We start from the raw sequence: 20,769 nt of genomic DNA on the forward strand, positions 1-20,769 counted from the left end.
GCCAAAAGCCTTCAAATTTTAACTATAAACTGTTTAAACTACACTGTTATAGCGTCTCGATTAACGACGATTACGTGCACGCGCCATTGCATTTAGAAGTTAGAGATTCAAGCTACAGTTTGTCATGATGATAACGCTTGACCTAAACTCTTTATTTCCACGGTTATTTATTTACACAGCGATTTATTAATGCCAGCTAATGCTTCACACAACTTAATTGCTCACACGATCTAGCAAATACTAAGCATTGACTATGCCAACAAACATAAAATCGTAAGTCATTGTAAATATACAAAATAATGTATTAGCCTAAAAAGATACTAGGCTATACTGGTCACCACAGGCGCACTCGCACCAAATTGTTGCATTCGGTTCGTCCCTCTTTGATTTGCTTCAATTTGTTTTGCCGCTGCAATGATACTTTTTGCCATTTCAGCTACGGTTACCCCCTTGCTCATAGCCTGTTTTTGGATCAATTCATGCGCTACTTTTTCGCTAATACCCTGCAATTGCAGTAACGACTTGGCTTTTGACACCAGCTTCATCGCGACACATTTCTCATCTAATTGCTTCACTTTTTCGAGCATATTTGAAGCATTATCAAAGCGAATTTTTGCTAGGTTAACTAAAGAGCTTAAGCGTTTTGCTGACAGCTGCTCGGGTACGAAAGTCACCCTGCCACAAAGTAACAAACTGGCTAGATGATTTTCATCCCAATGCTGAGCATTCACAATAATGGGTAAAGCCGTATTCGATAACAAACGCTCAATAAATGCTTGCTGCAAGGGTTGTAACTCATTGGTTAGAAATACTAAACATGATCCGTTTCCTTTAAGCACATTTTGTTCTAGTTGGCTGAGGCTTGTTACTTCTACACATGCCTGAAACTGATTTAGTTGGATTTTATAATCTGTCAGCAATGCATTGTTATTAAATGATGGGTCACAATAGATATAATTAACCATATGCTTAACTCCTTACTGCATGACGAGTTGACGGAATAACGTTATTTTCAATATGTTGCCAAAGGGACGACCCCATGACATTTGAGTCTTGAATGACATATTTATTTCGCTCAAACCAGACTTTTTTGGCATGTTCTAAGGCATCATTAATAGCTAATCCTTTATTACATAGCACATTTACCAGCGCTATCGTGGCGGTGACACTGGCTATCGCTTGCTGTAATTGTGCCGTTGATAAATCGGCCTCAGCAATGTCTTCAGCCCGCCAAAGTTGCGCCAGTACAGCAGCAGACAAATCAGCTTGACCAAGCTTTGCCCCCACAAATGCCTCAAGTTGGGTAGGCAGATTAATCTCTGCAAAGTTAGCTTCATGTTGGCCATTAAAACGCAGTAAACCTACCCGAGTACTGACACGAGGGTTGATTTCTGTCTCCCCCTGCAGGCCTTTAAAAATAGCAATATCTGCCGCTTCTCTTTGGCAGCTATCCTTTGCCAAAAGCGCTGCCACTTGATGATGCAATTTATCTAATCCAGGATGAAAATAACTGCGTAGGCTAAATGCTGCATTACACGGGTTAACGCAGCGAGCAGACATTTGAATAAAACTTCGTAAACCCAACTCTTGATGTAAAGCGCGGCAATCATTTAATACTGGAATAACATCTGCGCTGTTAAGGTAAATCAGCCCTGTTTTCGCTAACATTTCTGCGGCGGTTTCGGCGTTGTCACATTTAGGAATATCTAAAGCCGCAATATATGATTCAACATGACGACGATGAGGTAATGATTGACTATCTCCATGTAATACAATGGTTTTACCTTGTTTAGCCAGCATTTTTGCCGCTAATAATAACCAAGGTAACTGCTCGCGCTTACCGGCATATACCGGCCAATCAATATCTGCTTTAATAGTTTTCCACTGAGAAGAAACCAACTGCTTTAGCCCAGACGCTACACCAGCAAGTTCTTCAACTGACTCACCTCGCACTCGCATAAGCATCATCGCTGCCGCCATTTGCGCAGTAGAAATGTCACCACTTGCAAAACCTTTAATCAAGTAAGCGGCTTCAGCAAAATTCAAACTGCGGCTACCTTTAACCCCTTTGCCCATTGCTTTGATGAGCTTACGGCTATCAAAATCAGCGGCATTAAGCATATCTTGCGTTTGTTGCTCAACCATAAGCCACCTCCACAAAATCTGTTGGCTTGGCTTTTATATCAGACAATAAGCCAGCTAATTCTTGACCCACTGCAACCACTTCACCAATGATGATTAAGGTTGGGCCACTGTCTTTAATTAATGTCGCTTGCTTGGCCATATTGCTAACATTGGCATAAGTGATTAACTGATTAGGTCTGCCGCCATTGGTGACAAGTGCCACGGGTAAGTTTGCCTCAGCTTTAACAGACATAAGTCCTGCTGAAATTGCTGCTGCTTGCTCCTTGCCCATGTAAAAAACTAAGGTAGATTGTGCTTCTAATAAGCCTTTCCAATGAGTTGGAGCCTGATCTAGCCCATCATTTGTAATGCGGGTACCAGTGACTAACGTGACTGAACGAGCCATGCCGCGGTACGTTAGCGGAATACCTGTGGTTGAGGCGCAGCCTAAAGCTGCTGTAATACCAGGGGTAAATCGGCTAGCGATCCCTAATTTAGCAAGATACAGAGACTCTTCAGCCCCGCGCCCAAAAATATGCGGATCGCCACCTTTTAAACGTACAACTTTGAGTCCTTGTGTGGCAAGCTTTGCTAGTAAAGCGTTTATATCATCTTGCTTATAACTTGGCTGACCACAACGTTTACCCACAAAGTGGCGCTGACAATCTGCAGAGACTAATGAAAGAATATCGCTGCTGACCAAGCTGTCATAAACCAGCGCCTCAGCTTGAGACACTATTCTGGCGGCTTTAATGGTCATTAAATCTAATTGCCCGCAACCTGCACCGACAATTTCGACATCACCCGAAATCAAATCATTATTAGCGGCTGCGCTATTAAAGTTAATTAGCTTATTCAATGTATGACTCATTACGCCACCTCCTCTTGGGCTGATTTACGTTCTTGCTCTGACAACTCAGTCGTTATCTCAGCTAAAGCAATATGCCAAATATCATTGGCACATTGACCCACTTCACTGTGGCAGCTACCACATTGTCTGCCGCAGCCTAGCTCTGTTTGGGTTTCATCTAACGCCTTATCAAAATCTGCTTGTGTGATATCAGTGTTAATCGCTGTGGCGCTAGTAAAATCAGATGCTAAGGCACGTTTACTGAATACTGCATTATCAAGTTTTTGCAGCATGGCATATTCAATATTGGCTTGTGTGACACCGGTACAGGCGCAAATTAGTGGGCTGTTACCAGCTTTAATCAGCTGATGTAATTGACGCATTAATGCAACATCTACTGTTTGACCAATAAGCAAATTCATCGCTTCAAGGGAAACAGCGACCTTTGTGCGACTTAACAGTTTCAGTGATACCAACAAGCCGTTACTGATATTGCAATGCACATGGATAATTTGCTGACTAGCAAGGGAAATTGTCCATTTTAAAGCGTGTACCGTTGACTGATAAGCAAATGCTGCATCTGTATTTTCAAAACCGATGTGATAACAACTGCCAGTGGTTAATGTTTGCTGAACATTCCAGTTCAGGCCTTGCATGTGTGGATCATGCAGACCAAAAACGATCCCTTGCAATGTCACAGCAACTTTAGTTAACGACACGGGTTGGCATTTAAACGCTGGCTGTTTTGAGTAAGGGTCAAACTGACTATCAAGTGGGGTATTAACGCCCTTACCTAACGAGAACTGCTCAGACCAATGCATTGACATAAACCCCAAGTCTGGCGCTTGGGAGTCATCTGCAACCACTCTTGCCACGGCAAAATTGGTTATTGATAAATTGGGGGCAGCAAAAGTTACCAAGTCGTCTTCAATTAATTTTAATTGCGCTAAAGTCGAAGGATGAACAGCAATAACAGGCTCTGGGATACTGGCTCTAAGCGCCGCAATATGACCTGTGCGGGTCATGGTGTGCCATTGATCTCGGCTGCGACCACTGTTTAAGCGTACTTGCCCAGCTGGCAAAGGGGCTATTTGGCAATCTGCAGTGGTTTCAATAAATTGCGCTTTTGATGATGCGGTGGCGAATATGCCATCGGCAAACAATCTTTGCTTATTGCCCCCTATGGCACCATGGTTAGCAGCAGGCCACTGCGTCGGTAGTAACTCATCATATTGCTCATCCGTTAAATCAGCCAAACCGCTTAAATCAAACTGCTTGCCTGGAAAAGATTGCTTTACAAGCTTAGATAACTGGGCAAATTCTTTAAAAACGGCAGCACTGTTTTTAAAGCTAAAACTTTGTTCAAAACCCATCGCTTTTGCGACTTCTGCCAAGGCCCACCAATCAGCTTTTGCAGTGCCTTTAGCTTGTATAAAGCCACGTTGGCGGCTAATCACTCGCTCACTGTTAGTGACAGTGCCACATTTTTCAGACCAACCCTGTGCAGGTAATAACACATCGGCTAATTGCGCAGTCGCAGAGTCTTGTGTTATCTCAGACACCACCACAAAAGGACAGGTTTCTAATGCCGCAGTTATTTTTGCAGTATTAGGCAATGACACCACTGGATTAGTGCCCATAATCCACACCGCTTTAATTGTTCCATCTGCCATAGCATCAAATAATTCAACGGCTGTGAGACCCTTATCAGTCGCGATCACCTCAGACTGCCAAAAATCTCCTAACACTTGACGCTCCGGCTCAGAAAACCCCATATGACAAGCAAGTTGTGTCGCTAAACCGCCCACTTCACGCCCACCCATGGCATTCGGTTGGCCTGTAAGTGAAAAGAAACCACAACCTTCCTTACCAACCTGACCAAGAGCTAAGTGACAATTGATTATCGCATTGCTAGTGTCAGTGCCTGCAATAGATTGGTTTACCCCTTGGCAGCTAGCTGTCATGACTTTTGCGTGAGAGATAAATAACTGATAGAAATCCTGCAACTGAGCAATAGGCACTAATAACGCTTGGGCAAGTGTTTCAACATCAGTGGCTTGACTGGCAACGTGTGCTAAGGTTTGAGTGAAGTTTTCAGTGTGCGCATCAATATATGGCTGATTTAACGCTTCATTTTTGGCAATGAAATTCAGTAAGCCATTAAATAATAACGTATCTGTCCCCGGCGCGATTTGAAGATGTAAGTCTGCTTGGCTTGCCGTAGCAGTTTTAGCTGGGTCAATTACGACAATTTTAGTGCCATAACGCTGGCGGGCTTTAATCATCCGCTGAAATAAAACCGGATGGGTCCACGCTGCGTTTGAACCCACTAATACTATTACTTGTGCCTGTTCAAAATCGTCATAACAACCCGCTACAACATCCTCTCCATATGCGCGCATGTGCGCACTTACAGCAGAAGACATACAAAGGCGTGAATTGGTATCAACATTCGCCGTGCCAATAAAGCCTTTGGCCAATTTATTAGCCACATAGTAATCTTCAGTTAAAAGTTGCCCTGATAAATAAAATGCAACTGAGTCTGGTCCATATTGCGCAATAGTTTGTTTAAAGGTGTCAGCAATTGTCGTGATAGCTTCAGGCCAAGCAACTGACTTACCAGACTTATATTTGGGATAACGTAAACTATTTGGCTGGACTAAGCTTTCTAATAAACGCTCACCTTTGGCACATAACTGACCTTTATTGGCTGGGTGAGTACGATCACCTTCAAGCTCAAATCCAATGTCGTTAAGACTGCTAGGGGTTACACTTATTCCGCAGCCGACGCCGCAATAAGCACAACTAGATTGGATATTAGACATGCAACTTCCCTTCAGTGACTCAAATTCAATGACAATAACGTCGCAAATCTCGTGCCAATTGCTAACTTAATGATTTACAAACCGTTTACAAATAAGGCAAATTTAAAATCGCTACTTTTGTTCAACAAAAGTGCACCAAGCCGCACCAATAACGCACATGTCGTTGAAAACAAAAGAAAATTAATACCACTTTAGAGGTATACCGTATAGGTAGTGTGATAAATGCTAAGCCATGAATTGAATATTCATGTGGAATTATTCTTTGAGCTAATGTCGGCGGAAATATAAAAGTTATTTATAAACAGCAAAACTGGGGCAATAAAAAAGCGCTGAATTTCAGCGCTTTTAAACTTTGCTTAAAGCTAAATAATCATCAGTTATTTAGCAACGCGGCCATCATCATGGCAGCTATCACAAGTCGGTTTTTCACCAACATTCATGTCATGTGGTGCGTGACAGTCTTGACACATTAACATGCCATCATGTGGCGCATGGTTTTCATCCATTTCCGCAAGTGTTCCGTGACAGTCTTGACACTGCGCGAACTCATGCTCACCGTCAGCAGATGGCTCGCCATCAGCATGACAACTTTCACAGCCACCCATTTCAGCGTGGAAATCAGCTAAAACTTCATCTGCAGCGAATGCATTTGATGACAAAGTTACTACAGCTAAAGCTGCTGCAAACATTGCTACAAGTATTTTATTGCTCACTATTATACCCTCCAGTTACGATAGTCAAAAAGGCTCTAATAGAGAGACCTTTAATCGATATCAATTTTCAGAACGACTTTTTTAGGCTCAGTTATAAACTTAGCTAACACTGGTTAATTTAGCAACACTAAATAGTCAGCGGCAAAATTCAATCATCATCTCTGACACCTAAAAAGCGTTACATAATGTATCACCTTGAAAAGAAGGTTATATTAACGAGTTAAAATAAAAAGGGAAGCAATAAAAAAGGAGCTATTAAGCTCCTTTTATAACCAAGATCACATTATTAACTATTTCTAAGGGCGCTAATACGTTTTTCTAGTGGTGGATGGCTCATTAAAAAGTCAGTCATTGAACGTTTACCGTTAATACCTAATGCTGACATTTGCGCTGGCATTGCACCCGTTTCTGGGCCAGTTTTTAAACGCTCTAATGCCGCAATCATCTTATCTTTGCCAGCAAGCTTGGCCGCACCTTCATCGGCTTTAAACTCACGAATACGAGAGAAGTAAGCCACAACCATAGACGCTAAAATACCAAATAACATGTCAAGTACGAAAACCACAGCCATGTATGCAAACATACCAAGACCTTCACCCTCTTCATCATTACTCGCAACGAAGTTATTCACAATACCTGCAACAACACGAGCGGCAAAAATAACGAAGGTATTCACGACACCTTGAATAAGGGTCAAGGTGACCATGTCACCGTTAGCCACGTGGCTAACTTCGTGAGCCAGTACGCCTTCGATTTCATCTTGGGTCATACCGTAAAGTAAGCCTGAACTCACAGCAACTAGCGCGTTATCTTTACTTGGGCCCGTTGCAAATGCGTTCATCTCTTCAGATTGGTAAATTGCCACTTCTGGCATTTTAATCCCAGCTTGCTGCGCTTGACGAGCAACGGTGTCAACTAACCAACGTTCAGTATTATCACGAGGGTTTGTAATAACTTCACAACCCATGGTTTTCTTCGCCATCCACTTAGAGATAGCTAAACTGATAAATGCGCCGCCAAAACCAAACATAGCAGCAAAAATTAATAAACCACTCATGCTTGATGTGCTTACACCAAGCAGAGACATCACAATCGAAGCAACTAGCAAAATGGCTAAGTTGGTGGCGATTAGTAAACCGATACGTAACATTACAACTCCTAACTGGCATTCATGCCGACATAAACTCAACGCCTGAGCTCAATGCTCAAGCTGACTTGAACGCAAAAATATTATTAAACACTTAACGACATAATATGTCCTAAAAAAGATATTTCAAGCGTCTAATAGAAAAAACTGACATAAAATGACAGATTAGTTAAAAATACCACACTAAGCCTAACCTCAGCTAAATGCTTAACTTAGTAGCGGGCAGAGTCTAGGCAGCTAGTATTAATCGAAACTTAAATCTAACCAGCATTTGCTAGAAAGCCTAGTGTTTAGCGGATAGATGGCGATTAATCTTTGTTAATATCGTCACTAAGGAGCAGAACAATAACTAATTTAATTAGTTAGCAATTTATAACCCTCATTCAGCCCAGTATCCCTTTTATTCATAACCTTACCTTGAACGCTGCGAGTGAGTTAACTGTTAAGTTTAGCTAATGGCTATTCATTCATAATGGGGCTTCCCGGTCATTGACATTAATCAGCATGCCGTCAACTTATAAATACCCATTTAAGTGAGTGGAGCACTCATGTCTACATAAGAGTATCAGCCAATAAAAAAGCGTTAAATCCCATAAGAATTTAACGCTTTCTTTATCACTCAATCCAGTGAACTCATTCAGTAAACTGACTCTAATTCATTAAAAAGTGTAGCTCAGTTTAACGTTAAAGTAGCGACCTGGTTGAGAATAAGTCTCTTCAGTCACGCCCATATTACCCATTAAGAACTTTGACTGACCCGCTACATCAGAATACTCAATATATTCTTTATCAAACAGGTTAAATACGCCAGCGCGTACCGTCCAGTTATCATTCACATGGAAGTTAGCCGTCAAATCAAATACTGCGTAGCCTGCCGTGTTATACACTTCATTGAATGCTGCTCCTATTGGAAAAATATTCAAATCTGTAGTACGGTCCATTTGATCAGCAAAGCGCATGGTTAAGCCAAAGTCAGCTTCAGTGTTACCTAGGTAAGTATAATAATTTACTCCCAAGTTACCTTTTAATGGACTTACGCTATTTAAGTAATCGCCGTTTTGATCTTCGCCATGGGTGTAAGCAATATTACCCCACAATTCAAGTTCATCGGTAAACCAATGACCAAATGATGCTTCGGCACCATATAAAGTGACTTTATCAAAATTGATATAACGATATTCAAGAGACTTCGGCATACCAATACATGCTAATGGCCCAGTCTTACCACTACAACCAACAAATTCCCAATCAATATAATTGTCAGCTTGAGTATAGAAAGTGGTAAATTCATATCGTGTGTCGCCATGATCACCACGAACACCCACTTCAATGGTGTTACTAGATTCTGACTCTAAGTCGTAGTTTGCCTCAATGATAACCGGAAATGGCATCGCGCCATCTTTGACTTCTAACTCACCCCACTTTTGATCTGGGGTTGGCATTTTGTAGCCATAAGCATATTGGGCATACACATTCACGTTTTCAGTCATGTGGTATACAAGGCCAAGCTTAGGAGACCAAAAACCATCACTCATCGCGGCAAAATCTTCAGGATCACGGCCAGCATCTTCAGCTTGCTGTTGATCAGGCGTGTTTTTGAAGTAATCGTAACGCAGCCCCACAATACCGTTCAGTTTGCCGTCTAAGAAGGTCATATCATCTTGAACAAATATGCCAGCGCGTAAACTTTTCGTATCAGCAAATGAGAAGGTATCGATATCTGATGGCGTAGAATTGCCATTTTCATCGATATCTTGATAGCTGCGTGGGCGGCTCATTTCAGACTGCTCTACATCCACACCATAAATAATATTGTGGTCATGACCGGGTAGTGACAATGCCTTACTAAAAGTACTGGCAAAACCAAAACGGTATTCATCAAACTGGTAATCACGGTGCTCCGTTATTACTCGGTCTGCACCACTGATACCATTAAAGTAGTCACGTTTTTCACTTTGGTCGGTTTTACCGTAATAGAGTACGAAATCAACATTGTCATGAATGATACGGTCTTTCGTTGAGCGTAAACGTAATGAGGTATTTAACGCTTGAGTTTGGCGGTCGTAATCGATTGAAGTATCTTGTTCACCTTTGTCAGGATCTCCTGCATAGGTTTCCCAGCGGTCAAGCTGTTGATTCATGTAATCAACGGTTAATTGCAGGTTAGTATCATCATTAAAGTGATACTTACTTTTTAGTAATAAGCTGTCTGTGACTAAGTCACTATCTGGTAATGTGTTGTAGTAGTTTTGCTGTTCTTCACCACTACGACGTTGATAACTGACTAGGTTATCAAAATCACCTGCTGCAAATGCGCTAGTAAAGCCACCGCTGAACTCATCGTTCATACCTGTGTAGCCGCCATTTGCAGAGAAATAATAATCACTGCCACGTAAGTAATCATCCGCATCTTTAGTGGTCATGACCATCACGCCACCTAAAGCATCGGAGCCATACATAGTCGATGCTGCAGTTTTTAACACTTCAACTTGCTTTAAGCCTTCAACTTCAGTTAATCCGCGGCCTGTGCCTTCAGCGCCTGGGCCTAATGGTGATGCATACTGGTTATTAACCCGAACGCCATCTTTAACCATCATCACGCGGTTGCCGCCAATACCACGAATAGTCACCGAGCTTGGCTTACCTGCGCCGCCTTTAACATCAACGGCAGCTTCTGTTCTAAATAATGAAGCAAAGTCGGTGCTCATATTACGCGCTATCGATTCTTCATCAATAACCACAACCGAACCGGCAACTTGATCAAGTGTTTGCTCCATACGAGAACCAGAAATCACAATTACATCATGAAAATTTGAAATAGATTGTTTGATTTCTTCTTGCGATACAATTTCACCAGTATCCGCAATAACTTGAGGGGACAATGCCGCGGCAATCGCGGCACTAATTAACTTGATCGAAAGTTGCTTCATCAACACTATCCTTAAAAAAACCTTAATAGGAATTAATCTCATCTTTAATGGCGCAGGATTCTAGCATGAACAAATTTTCACATAGCGATCATGATCTCAATATTCATTGTTGATATTCAAACTTAAGGGTTTTCTTATTTTTACATTGTTAGCGGTCACGGATATTTAATTAGCTGCAAAATAAAGCCAACAATAATTAACAGTTGAGCATCATTAACAACTCAAGATCCCAACACCCAAAGCGGTTGGCCAATGCCGTAGGGTTTCCATAAGGTTTTAAAGAGAAGATCATAGCGATATTAAAAATATGCGGGGGAGTGAACAGTAAAAACCAAAATACATGTTTAAAGGGTAAGTTTACCTTGATAAAACGACTAATCTAAAATCGTATAATATAAATACTCCCATGCGAACTGAACGCTATACATTGGTGGGTATGAGTTGACCTGATGCCAGAAAAACCAAAAGGCGTGTGACAGTGAGCGGTAGTCGCATACCAAGAAATAAAAGGAAATAGCCACTTTTGATGGGTGATATAAATGAAAAGGCCCAGCAAGGCATACAATACCACCCTGCGTATTTTTTCTGCCTTGGTAAACTCTGGTGCAAATTCGATGATTTCTCTCCTTGAAAATATCAAATGCTAAAACAACTACTTGTAAGCAAAAAGACAAAGGCTAAAAATCAAAACTTAAGTCTCTATAAGGTCGAGTTATCAATATGCACAGCGGCATTTATAGCTGTTGGCTCACTTAAGTACGGCACATAACCTAAGAATGGCGCCGTCATTAACTCTTTTAAACTTGATAAGTTCTCTTCTATTTCACTCATTTCAGGGTCAACTTGGTTAGCGACCCAAGCTGCAATATTAAGCCCGTCAGCTTCAATGGCCTCTTGGGTTAATAATGCATGGTTAAGACAACCAAGCTTCATGCCCACCACTAAAATAACCCCAACATCATTTTGCTGAGCCAGCTGCTGTACTGATTGCGATAAATATTGGCCTTTACTTAAAGGTAATCTCCAGCCACCAGCACCTTCAATTAATGCAAACTCGGCACTGTTTAGTGCTTCAAGTGGCAATAAATCAACAACGCCACTGGCAGTTAAACTCACCCCTTGTTGCTTTGCGGCAATATGCGGTGCAATGGCGGGTTTAAATGCGATAGGGTTAATTTGATTGTAATCGAGCGTGATAGTTGATTGTTCAATTAGGCTTAGCGCATCGCTATTTCTAAGCCCTGCGTCTGTTTCAATACAACCTGAGGCAATAGGTTTGACGCCGAGGGTTTTAGCTTCTGTGGTTTTAGCGACAGTTATTTTAGCTAGAGCCGTTTTTCTTGTTGCAAGATTAAGTAGCGCCGATGAAATCAGGGTTTTTCCGCTGTCAGTATCAGTGCCAGTAACAAAATAAATCATCGAAATAACCCCTTCACTGTTTATATCCAATTGTATGAAAATTAACGCTTAACAAGTTGTAAATAGCTGATGTTATAGCTTAAAGGTAAGCCGTTTGCTTCACGTAAGCTTTCCGCTTTATCCATTAACGCGAGCCAATCTTTACGACCGCGCAAACGATTAGTTTTTTTATCCGTTAAGCTTTTATCTTGGTATTCATTTACTGACGCCCCGACCCCTTTAATTGAGTAAAGTAATGCCTTTAAATCGGCAAAATATACTTGTTCGGTAGTGGTCTCAGCAAATAGGATTTGCCATTGAGTGGTATCAATCGCGGCTATAATATCATCTAGATGCCTAAAGCTATTATGGCCTAGACCTAGAGTTTCAAGCTCTGAAAGACTGCCCTCACTCACCACACTAATGAATGCTTGGCCTTGAGGTTTTATGACCCGATTTAGTTCACTAAACACTTGGGTTAAATCATCACACCACTGCAAGACTAAGTTGGAATAAATACTGTCCATGCTGTTTGCAGCTATGGGTAAGTTCGCCGCATCGGCGCAAACAGTGTGATATTGCGGAAAAGACTGCTGCACCACTTGTAACATTTGAGGCGATAAATCAACCGCTGTGACATTTGATATCTGGCCCTGATTTGATTCAAAGTCAGTACCTGGGCCACAGCCTAAATCCAATAAATGCCCGGTTAAACCTGTTTTTTTATCGGCATTATACTCAGTATTAGCAAGTTTTATTAACCTGCTAGCCGTGATGCGCTGTAATACATCGTGTTGTTTATAGGTAGCTGCAGCTTGGGAGAATTTAACCGCTACGGGGTTATCTAGATTCATTAATATTCTCTTGGTAACTGCACTGCTAGTGCATCAACTAATTGGGTTATTTGCTCGGCATTATGGCTGGCATTAATGGTCACTCTCAGCCTTGCCTGCCCTTTAGGCACTGTTGGCGGCCTGATTGCCCCGACCTGTAAACCTTGTTGCTTTAATGCCTTTGCTATTGCTAAAGTTCGTTCACTGTCACCGATAATTACAGGCTGAATGGCGGTTGTTGACTCTGTTAGCGCAATGTTTTTAGCATTACAAAGCGACCTAAAGAAGGCAATATTGGCAAACAATGTTGATGCTTTATCAGGTTGCGACTGAGTTAAATTAACCGCTGTTAACGCTAAATGAGCACTGGCAGGTGACAGTGCGGTTGAATAAATGTAATGCCGTGATTGCGCCACCATATAATCAATAATTTGCTGTGACGCTAAAACGCAGGCGCCTTGGCAGCCGAGGGCTTTACCAAAGGTAATGACTTGAATATCGCATTGTGGTGTAACTGCCGCTCTGCTGACGTTAAAGCGATTGCTAGCAAGCTCTTCATAATTGATTCCAAAACCATGGGCATCATCAACCACTAACCAACTATTATGCTGCTTACACAAGTTCGATAACGCATCTAATGGCGCACGATCGCCATCCATACTAAAAACGCTTTCGGTAAATAAGGCGCTATTAGGAAATCGATTAAGTAACTGCTCTGCATGGGTTATATCATTGTGTTTATAGCGCTTAAGTGCAGCGCCGCTGTCTTTTACACCGTCTATCACTGATGCATGAATAAGCTTATCAGCAATAATCACATCGCCTGCTTCAAATAAGGTTTTGATTAACGCTTGATTGGCACTAAATCCAGAGCAAAATAATAGCCCTGCTTCATGACCGGTCAGCTCACATAAACCTTGTTCAAGCTTTAGGTGGGCTTCACTGTATCCAGATACTAATGGCGATGCTTTACTGCCAACACCATATTTTATCGCGCCAGCATGAATAGCGGCAATCATCTCAGGATCATTGGCCAGCCCAAGGTAATCGTTGTGACTGAAATCAATAATATTGGGAATTGTTGGAGCTAAGTTGTTAGCCGATGCCTTGTCTAACTCAGCTAACTTTCTTTGCCTCAGCAAGCCATCGGTTTGCAGCTGCTGCAAACGATGACTTATTCGTGATGATATTGGGTGATTTGCCATGAATACTGCCTTCTACTGACAAATGTGCATCGCTTTATAACGCCGCGGCATCAAAGAATTGTTGCGTTGCTTTATCTTTTTTTGCATTGGCTTTAGCCAATAACGCAGTGTCAGATTCAATGTCAGCTGATGGTCCTTGCTCAGGATGTAGCCCTAAACGTCTAAATAGGCTCATATCATCGTTTTCTTCAGGGTTGGGTGTCGTCAGTAACTTACAACCGTAGAAAATAGAGTTAGCACCAGCAAAGAAACACATAGATTGTAATTCATCAGTCATGCTTTCACGCCCAGCTGATAAACGCACTCGAGATTTAGGCATAATAATACGTGCAACGGCAATGGTGCGCACAAATTCAAAGGGATCTAAGTCATCTATCTTTTCAAATGGCGTACCTGCAACTTTAACCAACATATTAATCGGTACTGAATCAGGATGCTGCTCTAAATTAGCTAGCTGTTGTAATAAACCTGCTCTGTCTGTCGCTTTTTCGCCCATACCGACAATACCGCCAGAACACACTTTCATGCCTGACTGACGCACGTTGGTTAAAGTATCAATACGGTTTTGATAAGTACGGGTGGTGATCACATCGCCATAATATTCAGGTGAGGTATCAAGGTTGTGGTTATAGTAATCAAGACCTGCTTTGGCAAGTTCGTCAGACTGTTCTTTTGACAGCATACCCAGTGTCATACAGGTTTCCATGCCTAATGCTCTTACATCTTTAACCATTTGGGTTAAATATGGCATATCGCGCTCGCGAGGGTTACGCCATGCAGCGCCCATACAAAAACGTGATGCTCCCGCTGCTTTCGCGCTTTTGGCTTCGGTGATGACTTTTTCGATTTCCAATAAACGCTCTTTTTCAAGACCGGTATCGTAACGGGCACTTTGAGGGCAATACTTACAATCTTCAGGACAAGCACCGGTTTTAATTGATAATAAACGACTAATTTGTACTTCATTAGGATCAAACGTCTCACGATGAATACTGTGGGCTTTAAACAGTAAATCGTTCATTGGTAAAGCAAATAACGCTTCTATTTCAGCTTTGGTCCAGTCATGACGGATGGCTAATGATGACATTGATTAATCCTTTGTTATTCGTTTTATATTCACTTTATATTGGGTTAGGATACCTTCAGCACGTAAACTGTCAATGCTATCGCGCATTACACCTTGACTAACGGTTAAAATATGAACAACTCATTTTATCAGCAAGCATCCCAGACAATCGATTCTCAAGCTATAGACTTTGAGTTTGATAAACAGCATATTTGGCATCCCTATACTTCGATGAGTCAAGCTGCCAGCGTAACTGGAGTCCATAGTGCCGATGGGTGTGAACTGACCTTAAGCAGCGGTCAAAAGGTCATTGATGGCACCAGCTCTTGGTGGGCCTGTATTCATGGCTATAACCGCCCAGAAATTATTGAAGCGATGCAGCAGCAGCTCACGACCCTAAGCCATGTAATGTTTGGCGGTATTACCCACGCCCCTGCAGTTAACCTCTGCAAGCAATTAGTGGCGATGACCAGCCCCAATTTAACCAAAGTCTTTTTAGCCGACTCTGGCTCTATTGCCGTTGAAGTGGCCATTAAAATGGCCATGCAATACTGGCAAGGTAAACAGCTACCACAAAAGCAGCGTTTATTAACCGTTAAGCGTGGTTATCATGGTGATACCTTTGCCGCGATGAGCGTCTGCGATCCTGATAATGGCATGCATACCATGTTTAGCGCAGCGGTTACTGAACACCTTTTTGCCCCAGCGCCACTATCTGTTTTCGGTGAAGCATTAAAGCAAGGTGATACTGATGCGCTTGAGGCTATTTTAGCTGAGCATCATCAAGATATTGCCGCCATAATTATTGAACCTGTGATGCAAGCTGCTGGCGGAATGCACTTTTATTCAGCCGAGTATTTATCTGCCATTAGAGCCTTATGTGACCAGTATCATGTCCTGCTCATTCTTGATGAAATCGCTACGGGATTTGGCCGTATCGGCAAGTTATTTGCTTATGAATATGCCAATATCGAAGCCGATATTTTGTGTTTAGGTAAAGCCTTAACCGGCGGTTACATCAGCTTAGCCGCCACACTATGTAGTGATGAAGTCGCCAAAGGCGTCAGTGACTCCCCTGCTGGTGTGTTTATGCACGGACCAACCTTTATGGGCAATCCGCTAGCATGCGCTGCAGCCAGTGCCAGTATGAGTATTTTACAAACTGGCGCATGGCAACAACAGGTCAGCGATGTTGAGTTGCAAATGAAGACTGAACTTGCTGAAGCTATTGATTATCAACATGTGGTGGATGTCAGAGTATTAGGCGCAGTAGGCGTAATTGAAATGGATAGCGTGGTTAACACGGCTAAATTGCAGCAAGACTTTATTGAGTTAGGTGTGTGGATAAGACCTTTTGCCAACGTGATATACATTACTCCGCCTTATACTATTACCAAAGAGCAACTGACGACACTAACCCAAGCCATGAAAACTATTGCCGCAAATATTACTCAAGAGCAAGCCGCTGCAGATAGCTTTAGTAATGGTTAGTTGGGGTGTAAATAAGCTGGTTGATTGACGTAAAAGCAGTGTAAAACTGATAGCGCTATGACAGTGAGAGTGTACTCATAGCGCTTTTTATATTCTGTATTAATCCACCAGCTCGATAGCTAAACTCTCAAGTAAGTTTAGCGCTTCAAAACGTGAGAACTTAGCTTGGGCAATGCGGTTTTGTAGCACATCGATAGTAAAGTCAGTTGAATCACTAAAGTCGACAGCTTGTAGATTGGTTTTCATAAAAATACTATTCGTAAAATCACAAAAAGTCATGGTGGAATTGGCAAAGTCACCATTACGAAAATCCACATCATGCAGCTTGCATTCAATCAGCTTTAACTCATTTAGTACTAAGCCAAAAAATGAATTGTCATTAAGAATACAACGGCTAAAGCTTAATTGTGCATCACGATGAAATGACGGCCAATCCGCTTTAGTCCAATCAATACCCACCATTTTGCAGTCATTAAAATCTACCTCAAAAAAACGGCTACGGGGCACCTTAATTAAGCTCAAATTACAGCGATTAAACGTACAACTTAAAAACTTAGTATTTTTTAATACTGCTTCAGTAAAGTCGCAATCATTAAATTCACACTCTTCAAATTCACAGCCCTCAGTTGAGTCTATGGGTTGTTTATTGAAGCTTTTATCAAAGTACTGCTCATGTGTGACGATCTGACTCATTAAAACCCCATGCTCGATTATTCAAACTTGAGGCGTATTTTATAACACTTGCCCTGATAACAGAGAAAATAGCGCAAAAATATTATTAAGACCCCACTGATTGCTACGGCCTCACTAAAAATGAGCAAAAAAACCGATAGTGGTTAAGTAAAAAACTTACTCACTATCGGTTACCTTGATACCGAATACTTACTTATCTAATTTAGAAGCGATAATTAAAGCTTACTGTATATGCATCACGGGTTTCACCTTTGTTATACAGCACACTTAAATTGTAATGTTTACCAATTTGCTTATTAAAGCCGACTAGATAAGCCCATTGGTTCAACTTAACACCTACATCGAAAGTAAACTCACGGTTCAACTCTTCAACAAAACCTAAATTACCTTCCATGTTAGCTTTTAATGCTTGATATTCTGCACCAACAAAAAACTGAGCACGGTAATCCAGTAACTGGTAACCCAACATAGGTTGCACGGTGAGAATACCGTCGCCCCAATCCTGGCCACTTAATTTAGTGAACGAATAGGTACCTGTAACTGAAGCAAAAAACTCCCTATAACCCACCGAAAGTGTGGTACCTGCGCCCACTAAATCATAATTAAGTTCCAAAGGAACATCAAAACGGGTTGGCTCACAAAGTGGTACTCCGACTTCAGCAGCAAAGGCACAAGCAATATCAGCTTTAAACTCTGAGCCTAATTTATCGACAAACACATCACGAATATTACCGGTATACTGGGCATCGATAACCGCATCGACTTTAATTTTACCGACTAATGCATACACATTCCAAAATGGAAAAATATTTAAATCGGCCCTTAGGGACACACTTTTAGCGTCTACGGTTCCGAAGGTGGTTTCTGGGTCAAAAAACTCGTCTAACTCCAACCCCATAATATCAAATGAAGTGAAACCTACATCCATACTTTGATCTCGATAGGCGACTGAAATACCGTAAGGTAATGGCACATCAATCCCTTGTCGACGCACCAAGTCAGCAAGTATTGGGAACATCGCTTGTAGCTCTACTTTTTCTTCTCGCATGCGCGGATCTGAAACCGTTGCGAGTAAGTCAGCATCAATCACCACCACGGCATCTTGATTATCATATAAAGCAATTGTGGTAACCGTTGTAGTTAAGGTGATCGGTTTGTCTTTTTTAGTGCCCTTGGTAATTTCAATTTTCTTTTTGATATAAGGCTTACCGTTTTCCAATTCAGTAAAATAAATCGTTTGCGAATAGTCTTTAACTTTCACGCCTTCGTAATCGAAGTCTTTTGAATTGGTAATCTCCATTTTAATTGGCTTGCCGTCTTTAGCCGTGATGGATACCTGCATAAAACGAAAATAAGCAATGTTTTGCGGAAGTTGGTATTTGGAGTAGTTAAAACGAATCACCACTTCTCCATTGGCTTTTTCAGCCACCTTAACTGATGACTCATCATAGCTTTTAGCGTATTGGCGCAAAAGGTACTCGGTTTTTGTCAGATTTTCGATACGTGCAATGACATCTTCGTCTTTATCTAACTTAATTGGGTCATATTTAATTCTTAAATCAATATTGCCTTTAGTGTCAGTACTTTGGACTAAAAATATGTCCGACGTTGTTTGTTTCCCTTCAAACTCAGTGACTCGAGATGCATGTTCAACCAGGTTTTCACCTTGGGATAATGAACTCATTCCAAATTTTGGGAGATCATCAGAAAGACCATACTTTTCAAATACACTCATCCCCTTGGGGACGCTAATAAACTCTAAATTATTGATATCTTCACTAGCAATTTCTTCACTAAAAGCCACATTACTTAGTAACAATGAACTCACAACTAAACTTGAAACTTTTATTACCTTGTTAAGTCTGAAAAATCCCACCTTTGCTAGAACATAATTAAACGTTATTCCGTTTAACGATCTTTTATTAGTATCCATATAAGCGCTACCTAATTGATGCATAAAGTCATTTTTATTGAGCTACTAGGTAAATTGTACGCGCTAACAACAAAACTGCAAAGTTTCACCTACATTTTTTTACATTTACCTGATTGGCAGTATTAGCTGTTGTTCTAATAGAACAATTAAGCTGAACGATAAAGGTAAAACTGTGACTAAAACCCACACGCTAAACGATGACAAGGGGAAATGCTTACGGGTAATAATCGGTAGAATTTAGGCGTTATTAAAGGTATTTGAAGGCAAACTAACAATGCTTTGAGCCTGTGCATTACCACGCTCAAAGCATCAATGGTAGAGTGAAGCGAGTATCCTCTTTGTCTTAAAAAGGGTAATACATACCCACTGAAATATAGTCGTCGTTACTATTGCTGCCGTCGGCATTTTTACCGTTATCGACCACTCCCTCAATAAAGGCAAAAAACCCCAACGATGGCACATTGTAATTAAGGGTAAGGATAAACAAATCAAGCTCATATTGGCTAGCTTGACTCTGCTCTGCAATATCATAATTATCTGGCTCGATATGGTTCCAACCGATCATTGGAGTCCAATTTCCTATGTCTCGGCTCAGTGCTATTTCGTAGCCTTTACCTTCAAAAATTTGATTACTGTTGTCTTGATACATGCCTTCTGAATGTGCGGCTACCGCAGATAAATACCAGTCACCCATGGTTGAACTAAAAGAAACTGCTAAGGCCCTAGGGTTACTGATCCTAATACCTTTCCCTTCAGCCTCGTCATTAACATACGCTAAGCCAAAGGTAAATTTGTCTACATCATAAGCATAAATAACACTGGCCGCTTCACCGCCTTTAGCTGTTAGAGTGACTTCATTACCGTCATCATCTAATACTGGCATATCTTCATCGTCTTTAAGCACTGTGGTGTCGTCGATAAACTGCCCTTGAAGGTTAACCGTTAAACTATGATTATCGAAATCGAACGGCTTATTCCAGAAAACACCATTATCGACTCGACCCGTGCCACTTAAGCCACCATCACCGTATACATAAGTTGATGATGCCAGCGCCGAATAAACATTAAACCTATCGGTTACCGAGGTCACTGCCGAATAAGCTCCCATTCTTTTACCAATAGACAGCTCTCCCCATTTAGTGTGCTGAGCAGCAAAGAAACCTTGCCTGAGTGACATAAACTCATTCCTGCCATCACTTAGCGAGATTGCATTATGACCAACGTTGTAACTATCAATGCTATTGCGGGCTACCGCATTAATATACCACTCAAAAAAACCTCTAAATTTTAGGTCTGAATTTACCGAACTGCTAAAATCAAAATGTAATCGAGAGCCGTTATCAAACACAGTGGTGGTATTGTCACCATCGTTAGTGTCACTATTGATAACACCTAATTGAATATTGCCACCGACGTCTAAATTTAATAGATCAGACTTATAAACTTCAACTGCCTCTAGCGGTAACACGGTTACCAGTAAGCAAGCCCCTAATAATTTTTTCATCATCTCAATGACACTCCCATTTGTAGTCATTTTGGCGAAATCCTTCTCTGTGACTAA

Annotated in this window: 15 protein-coding genes; 1 reads left to right on the forward strand and 14 read right to left on the reverse strand. The window is 41.4% G+C overall.

Annotated elements, in window-relative coordinates:
- Window positions 1-320 precede the first annotated feature (320 nt).
- The 11 genes from Q4591_RS02920 to bioB all read right to left on the reverse strand — a co-directional run bounded on the left by Q4591_RS02920 (window position 321) and on the right by bioB (window position 15,112).
- The gene (locus Q4591_RS02920) at window positions 321-965 is read right to left on the reverse strand and encodes an ANTAR domain-containing response regulator (protein ID WP_102476412.1); all 645 of its coding nucleotides are present in this window, start codon (window positions 963-965) and stop codon (window positions 321-323) included.
- Between the two features lie 4 nt (window positions 966-969).
- Window positions 970-2,145 (reverse strand): glycosyl transferase, encoded by a 1,176-nt coding sequence (locus Q4591_RS02925; protein ID WP_303459276.1) that lies wholly within the window; start codon window positions 2,143-2,145, stop codon window positions 970-972.
- Window positions 2,138-2,995, reverse strand: a complete 858-nt coding sequence (cobA, locus tag Q4591_RS02930) for a uroporphyrinogen-III C-methyltransferase (RefSeq protein WP_102438001.1) — start codon at window positions 2,993-2,995, stop codon at window positions 2,138-2,140. Before cobA ends, Q4591_RS02925 begins: the two co-directional genes overlap by 8 nt.
- On the reverse strand, window positions 2,995-5,799 hold the full coding sequence (locus Q4591_RS02935; protein WP_102531571.1) for a nitrate reductase: 2,805 nt from the start codon (window positions 5,797-5,799) through the stop codon (window positions 2,995-2,997). The genes cobA and Q4591_RS02935 overlap by 1 nt, the downstream gene beginning before the upstream one ends.
- 377 nt (window positions 5,800-6,176) lie before the next feature.
- Window positions 6,177-6,512: a cytochrome c3 family protein gene (locus Q4591_RS02940; RefSeq protein ID WP_102438005.1), complete on the reverse strand. Its 336-nt coding sequence runs from the start codon at window positions 6,510-6,512 to the stop codon at window positions 6,177-6,179.
- A gap of 286 nt (window positions 6,513-6,798) precedes the next feature.
- Entirely contained in the window at window positions 6,799-7,662 is an 864-nt protein-coding gene (gene htpX / locus Q4591_RS02945) for a protease HtpX (protein WP_102438007.1), read from the reverse strand.
- Window positions 7,663-8,318: 656 nt separating this feature from the next.
- On the reverse strand, window positions 8,319-10,589 hold the full coding sequence (locus tag Q4591_RS02950; protein ID WP_303459279.1) for a TonB-dependent hemoglobin/transferrin/lactoferrin family receptor: 2,271 nt from the start codon (window positions 10,587-10,589) through the stop codon (window positions 8,319-8,321).
- A gap of 699 nt (window positions 10,590-11,288) precedes the next feature.
- A complete protein-coding gene (bioD, locus tag Q4591_RS02955; protein WP_198589311.1) occupies window positions 11,289-12,005 on the reverse strand; it encodes a dethiobiotin synthase in 717 nt (238 codons plus the stop codon).
- A gap of 44 nt (window positions 12,006-12,049) precedes the next feature.
- The gene (locus tag Q4591_RS02960; RefSeq protein WP_303459282.1) at window positions 12,050-12,841 is read right to left on the reverse strand and encodes a methyltransferase domain-containing protein; all 792 of its coding nucleotides are present in this window, start codon (window positions 12,839-12,841) and stop codon (window positions 12,050-12,052) included.
- Window positions 12,841-14,025, reverse strand: a complete 1,185-nt coding sequence (locus tag Q4591_RS02965; protein ID WP_102531573.1) for an 8-amino-7-oxononanoate synthase — start codon at window positions 14,023-14,025, stop codon at window positions 12,841-12,843. Before Q4591_RS02965 ends, Q4591_RS02960 begins: the two co-directional genes overlap by 1 nt.
- Window positions 14,026-14,059: 34 nt before the next feature.
- On the reverse strand, window positions 14,060-15,112 hold the full coding sequence (gene bioB / locus Q4591_RS02970) for a biotin synthase BioB (protein ID WP_102438017.1): 1,053 nt from the start codon (window positions 15,110-15,112) through the stop codon (window positions 14,060-14,062).
- Window positions 15,113-15,223: 111 nt separating this feature from the next.
- Here bioB and bioA point away from each other — a divergent pair, with 111 nt between their 5' ends.
- Window positions 15,224-16,582 (forward strand): adenosylmethionine--8-amino-7-oxononanoate transaminase, encoded by a 1,359-nt coding sequence (bioA, locus tag Q4591_RS02975; RefSeq protein WP_303459286.1) that lies wholly within the window; start codon window positions 15,224-15,226, stop codon window positions 16,580-16,582.
- A gap of 99 nt (window positions 16,583-16,681) precedes the next feature.
- On the opposite strand, the gene Q4591_RS02980 is transcribed toward bioA, so the two are convergent.
- From Q4591_RS02980 to Q4591_RS02990, 3 genes are all read right to left on the reverse strand, one after another.
- On the reverse strand, window positions 16,682-17,275 hold the full coding sequence (locus tag Q4591_RS02980; RefSeq protein WP_102476421.1) for a pentapeptide repeat-containing protein: 594 nt from the start codon (window positions 17,273-17,275) through the stop codon (window positions 16,682-16,684).
- 202 nt (window positions 17,276-17,477) lie between these two features.
- Entirely contained in the window at window positions 17,478-19,103 is a 1,626-nt protein-coding gene (locus Q4591_RS02985) for a hypothetical protein (protein WP_303459289.1), read from the reverse strand.
- Window positions 19,104-19,551: 448 nt separating this feature from the next.
- On the reverse strand, window positions 19,552-20,742 hold the full coding sequence (locus tag Q4591_RS02990) for a porin (protein ID WP_303459292.1): 1,191 nt from the start codon (window positions 20,740-20,742) through the stop codon (window positions 19,552-19,554).
- Window positions 20,743-20,769 lie beyond the last annotated feature (27 nt).

Origin of the sequence: Shewanella sp. 3_MG-2023 (assembly GCF_030548765.1) — a bacterium.
Taxonomy (GTDB): domain Bacteria; phylum Pseudomonadota; class Gammaproteobacteria; order Enterobacterales; family Shewanellaceae; genus Shewanella.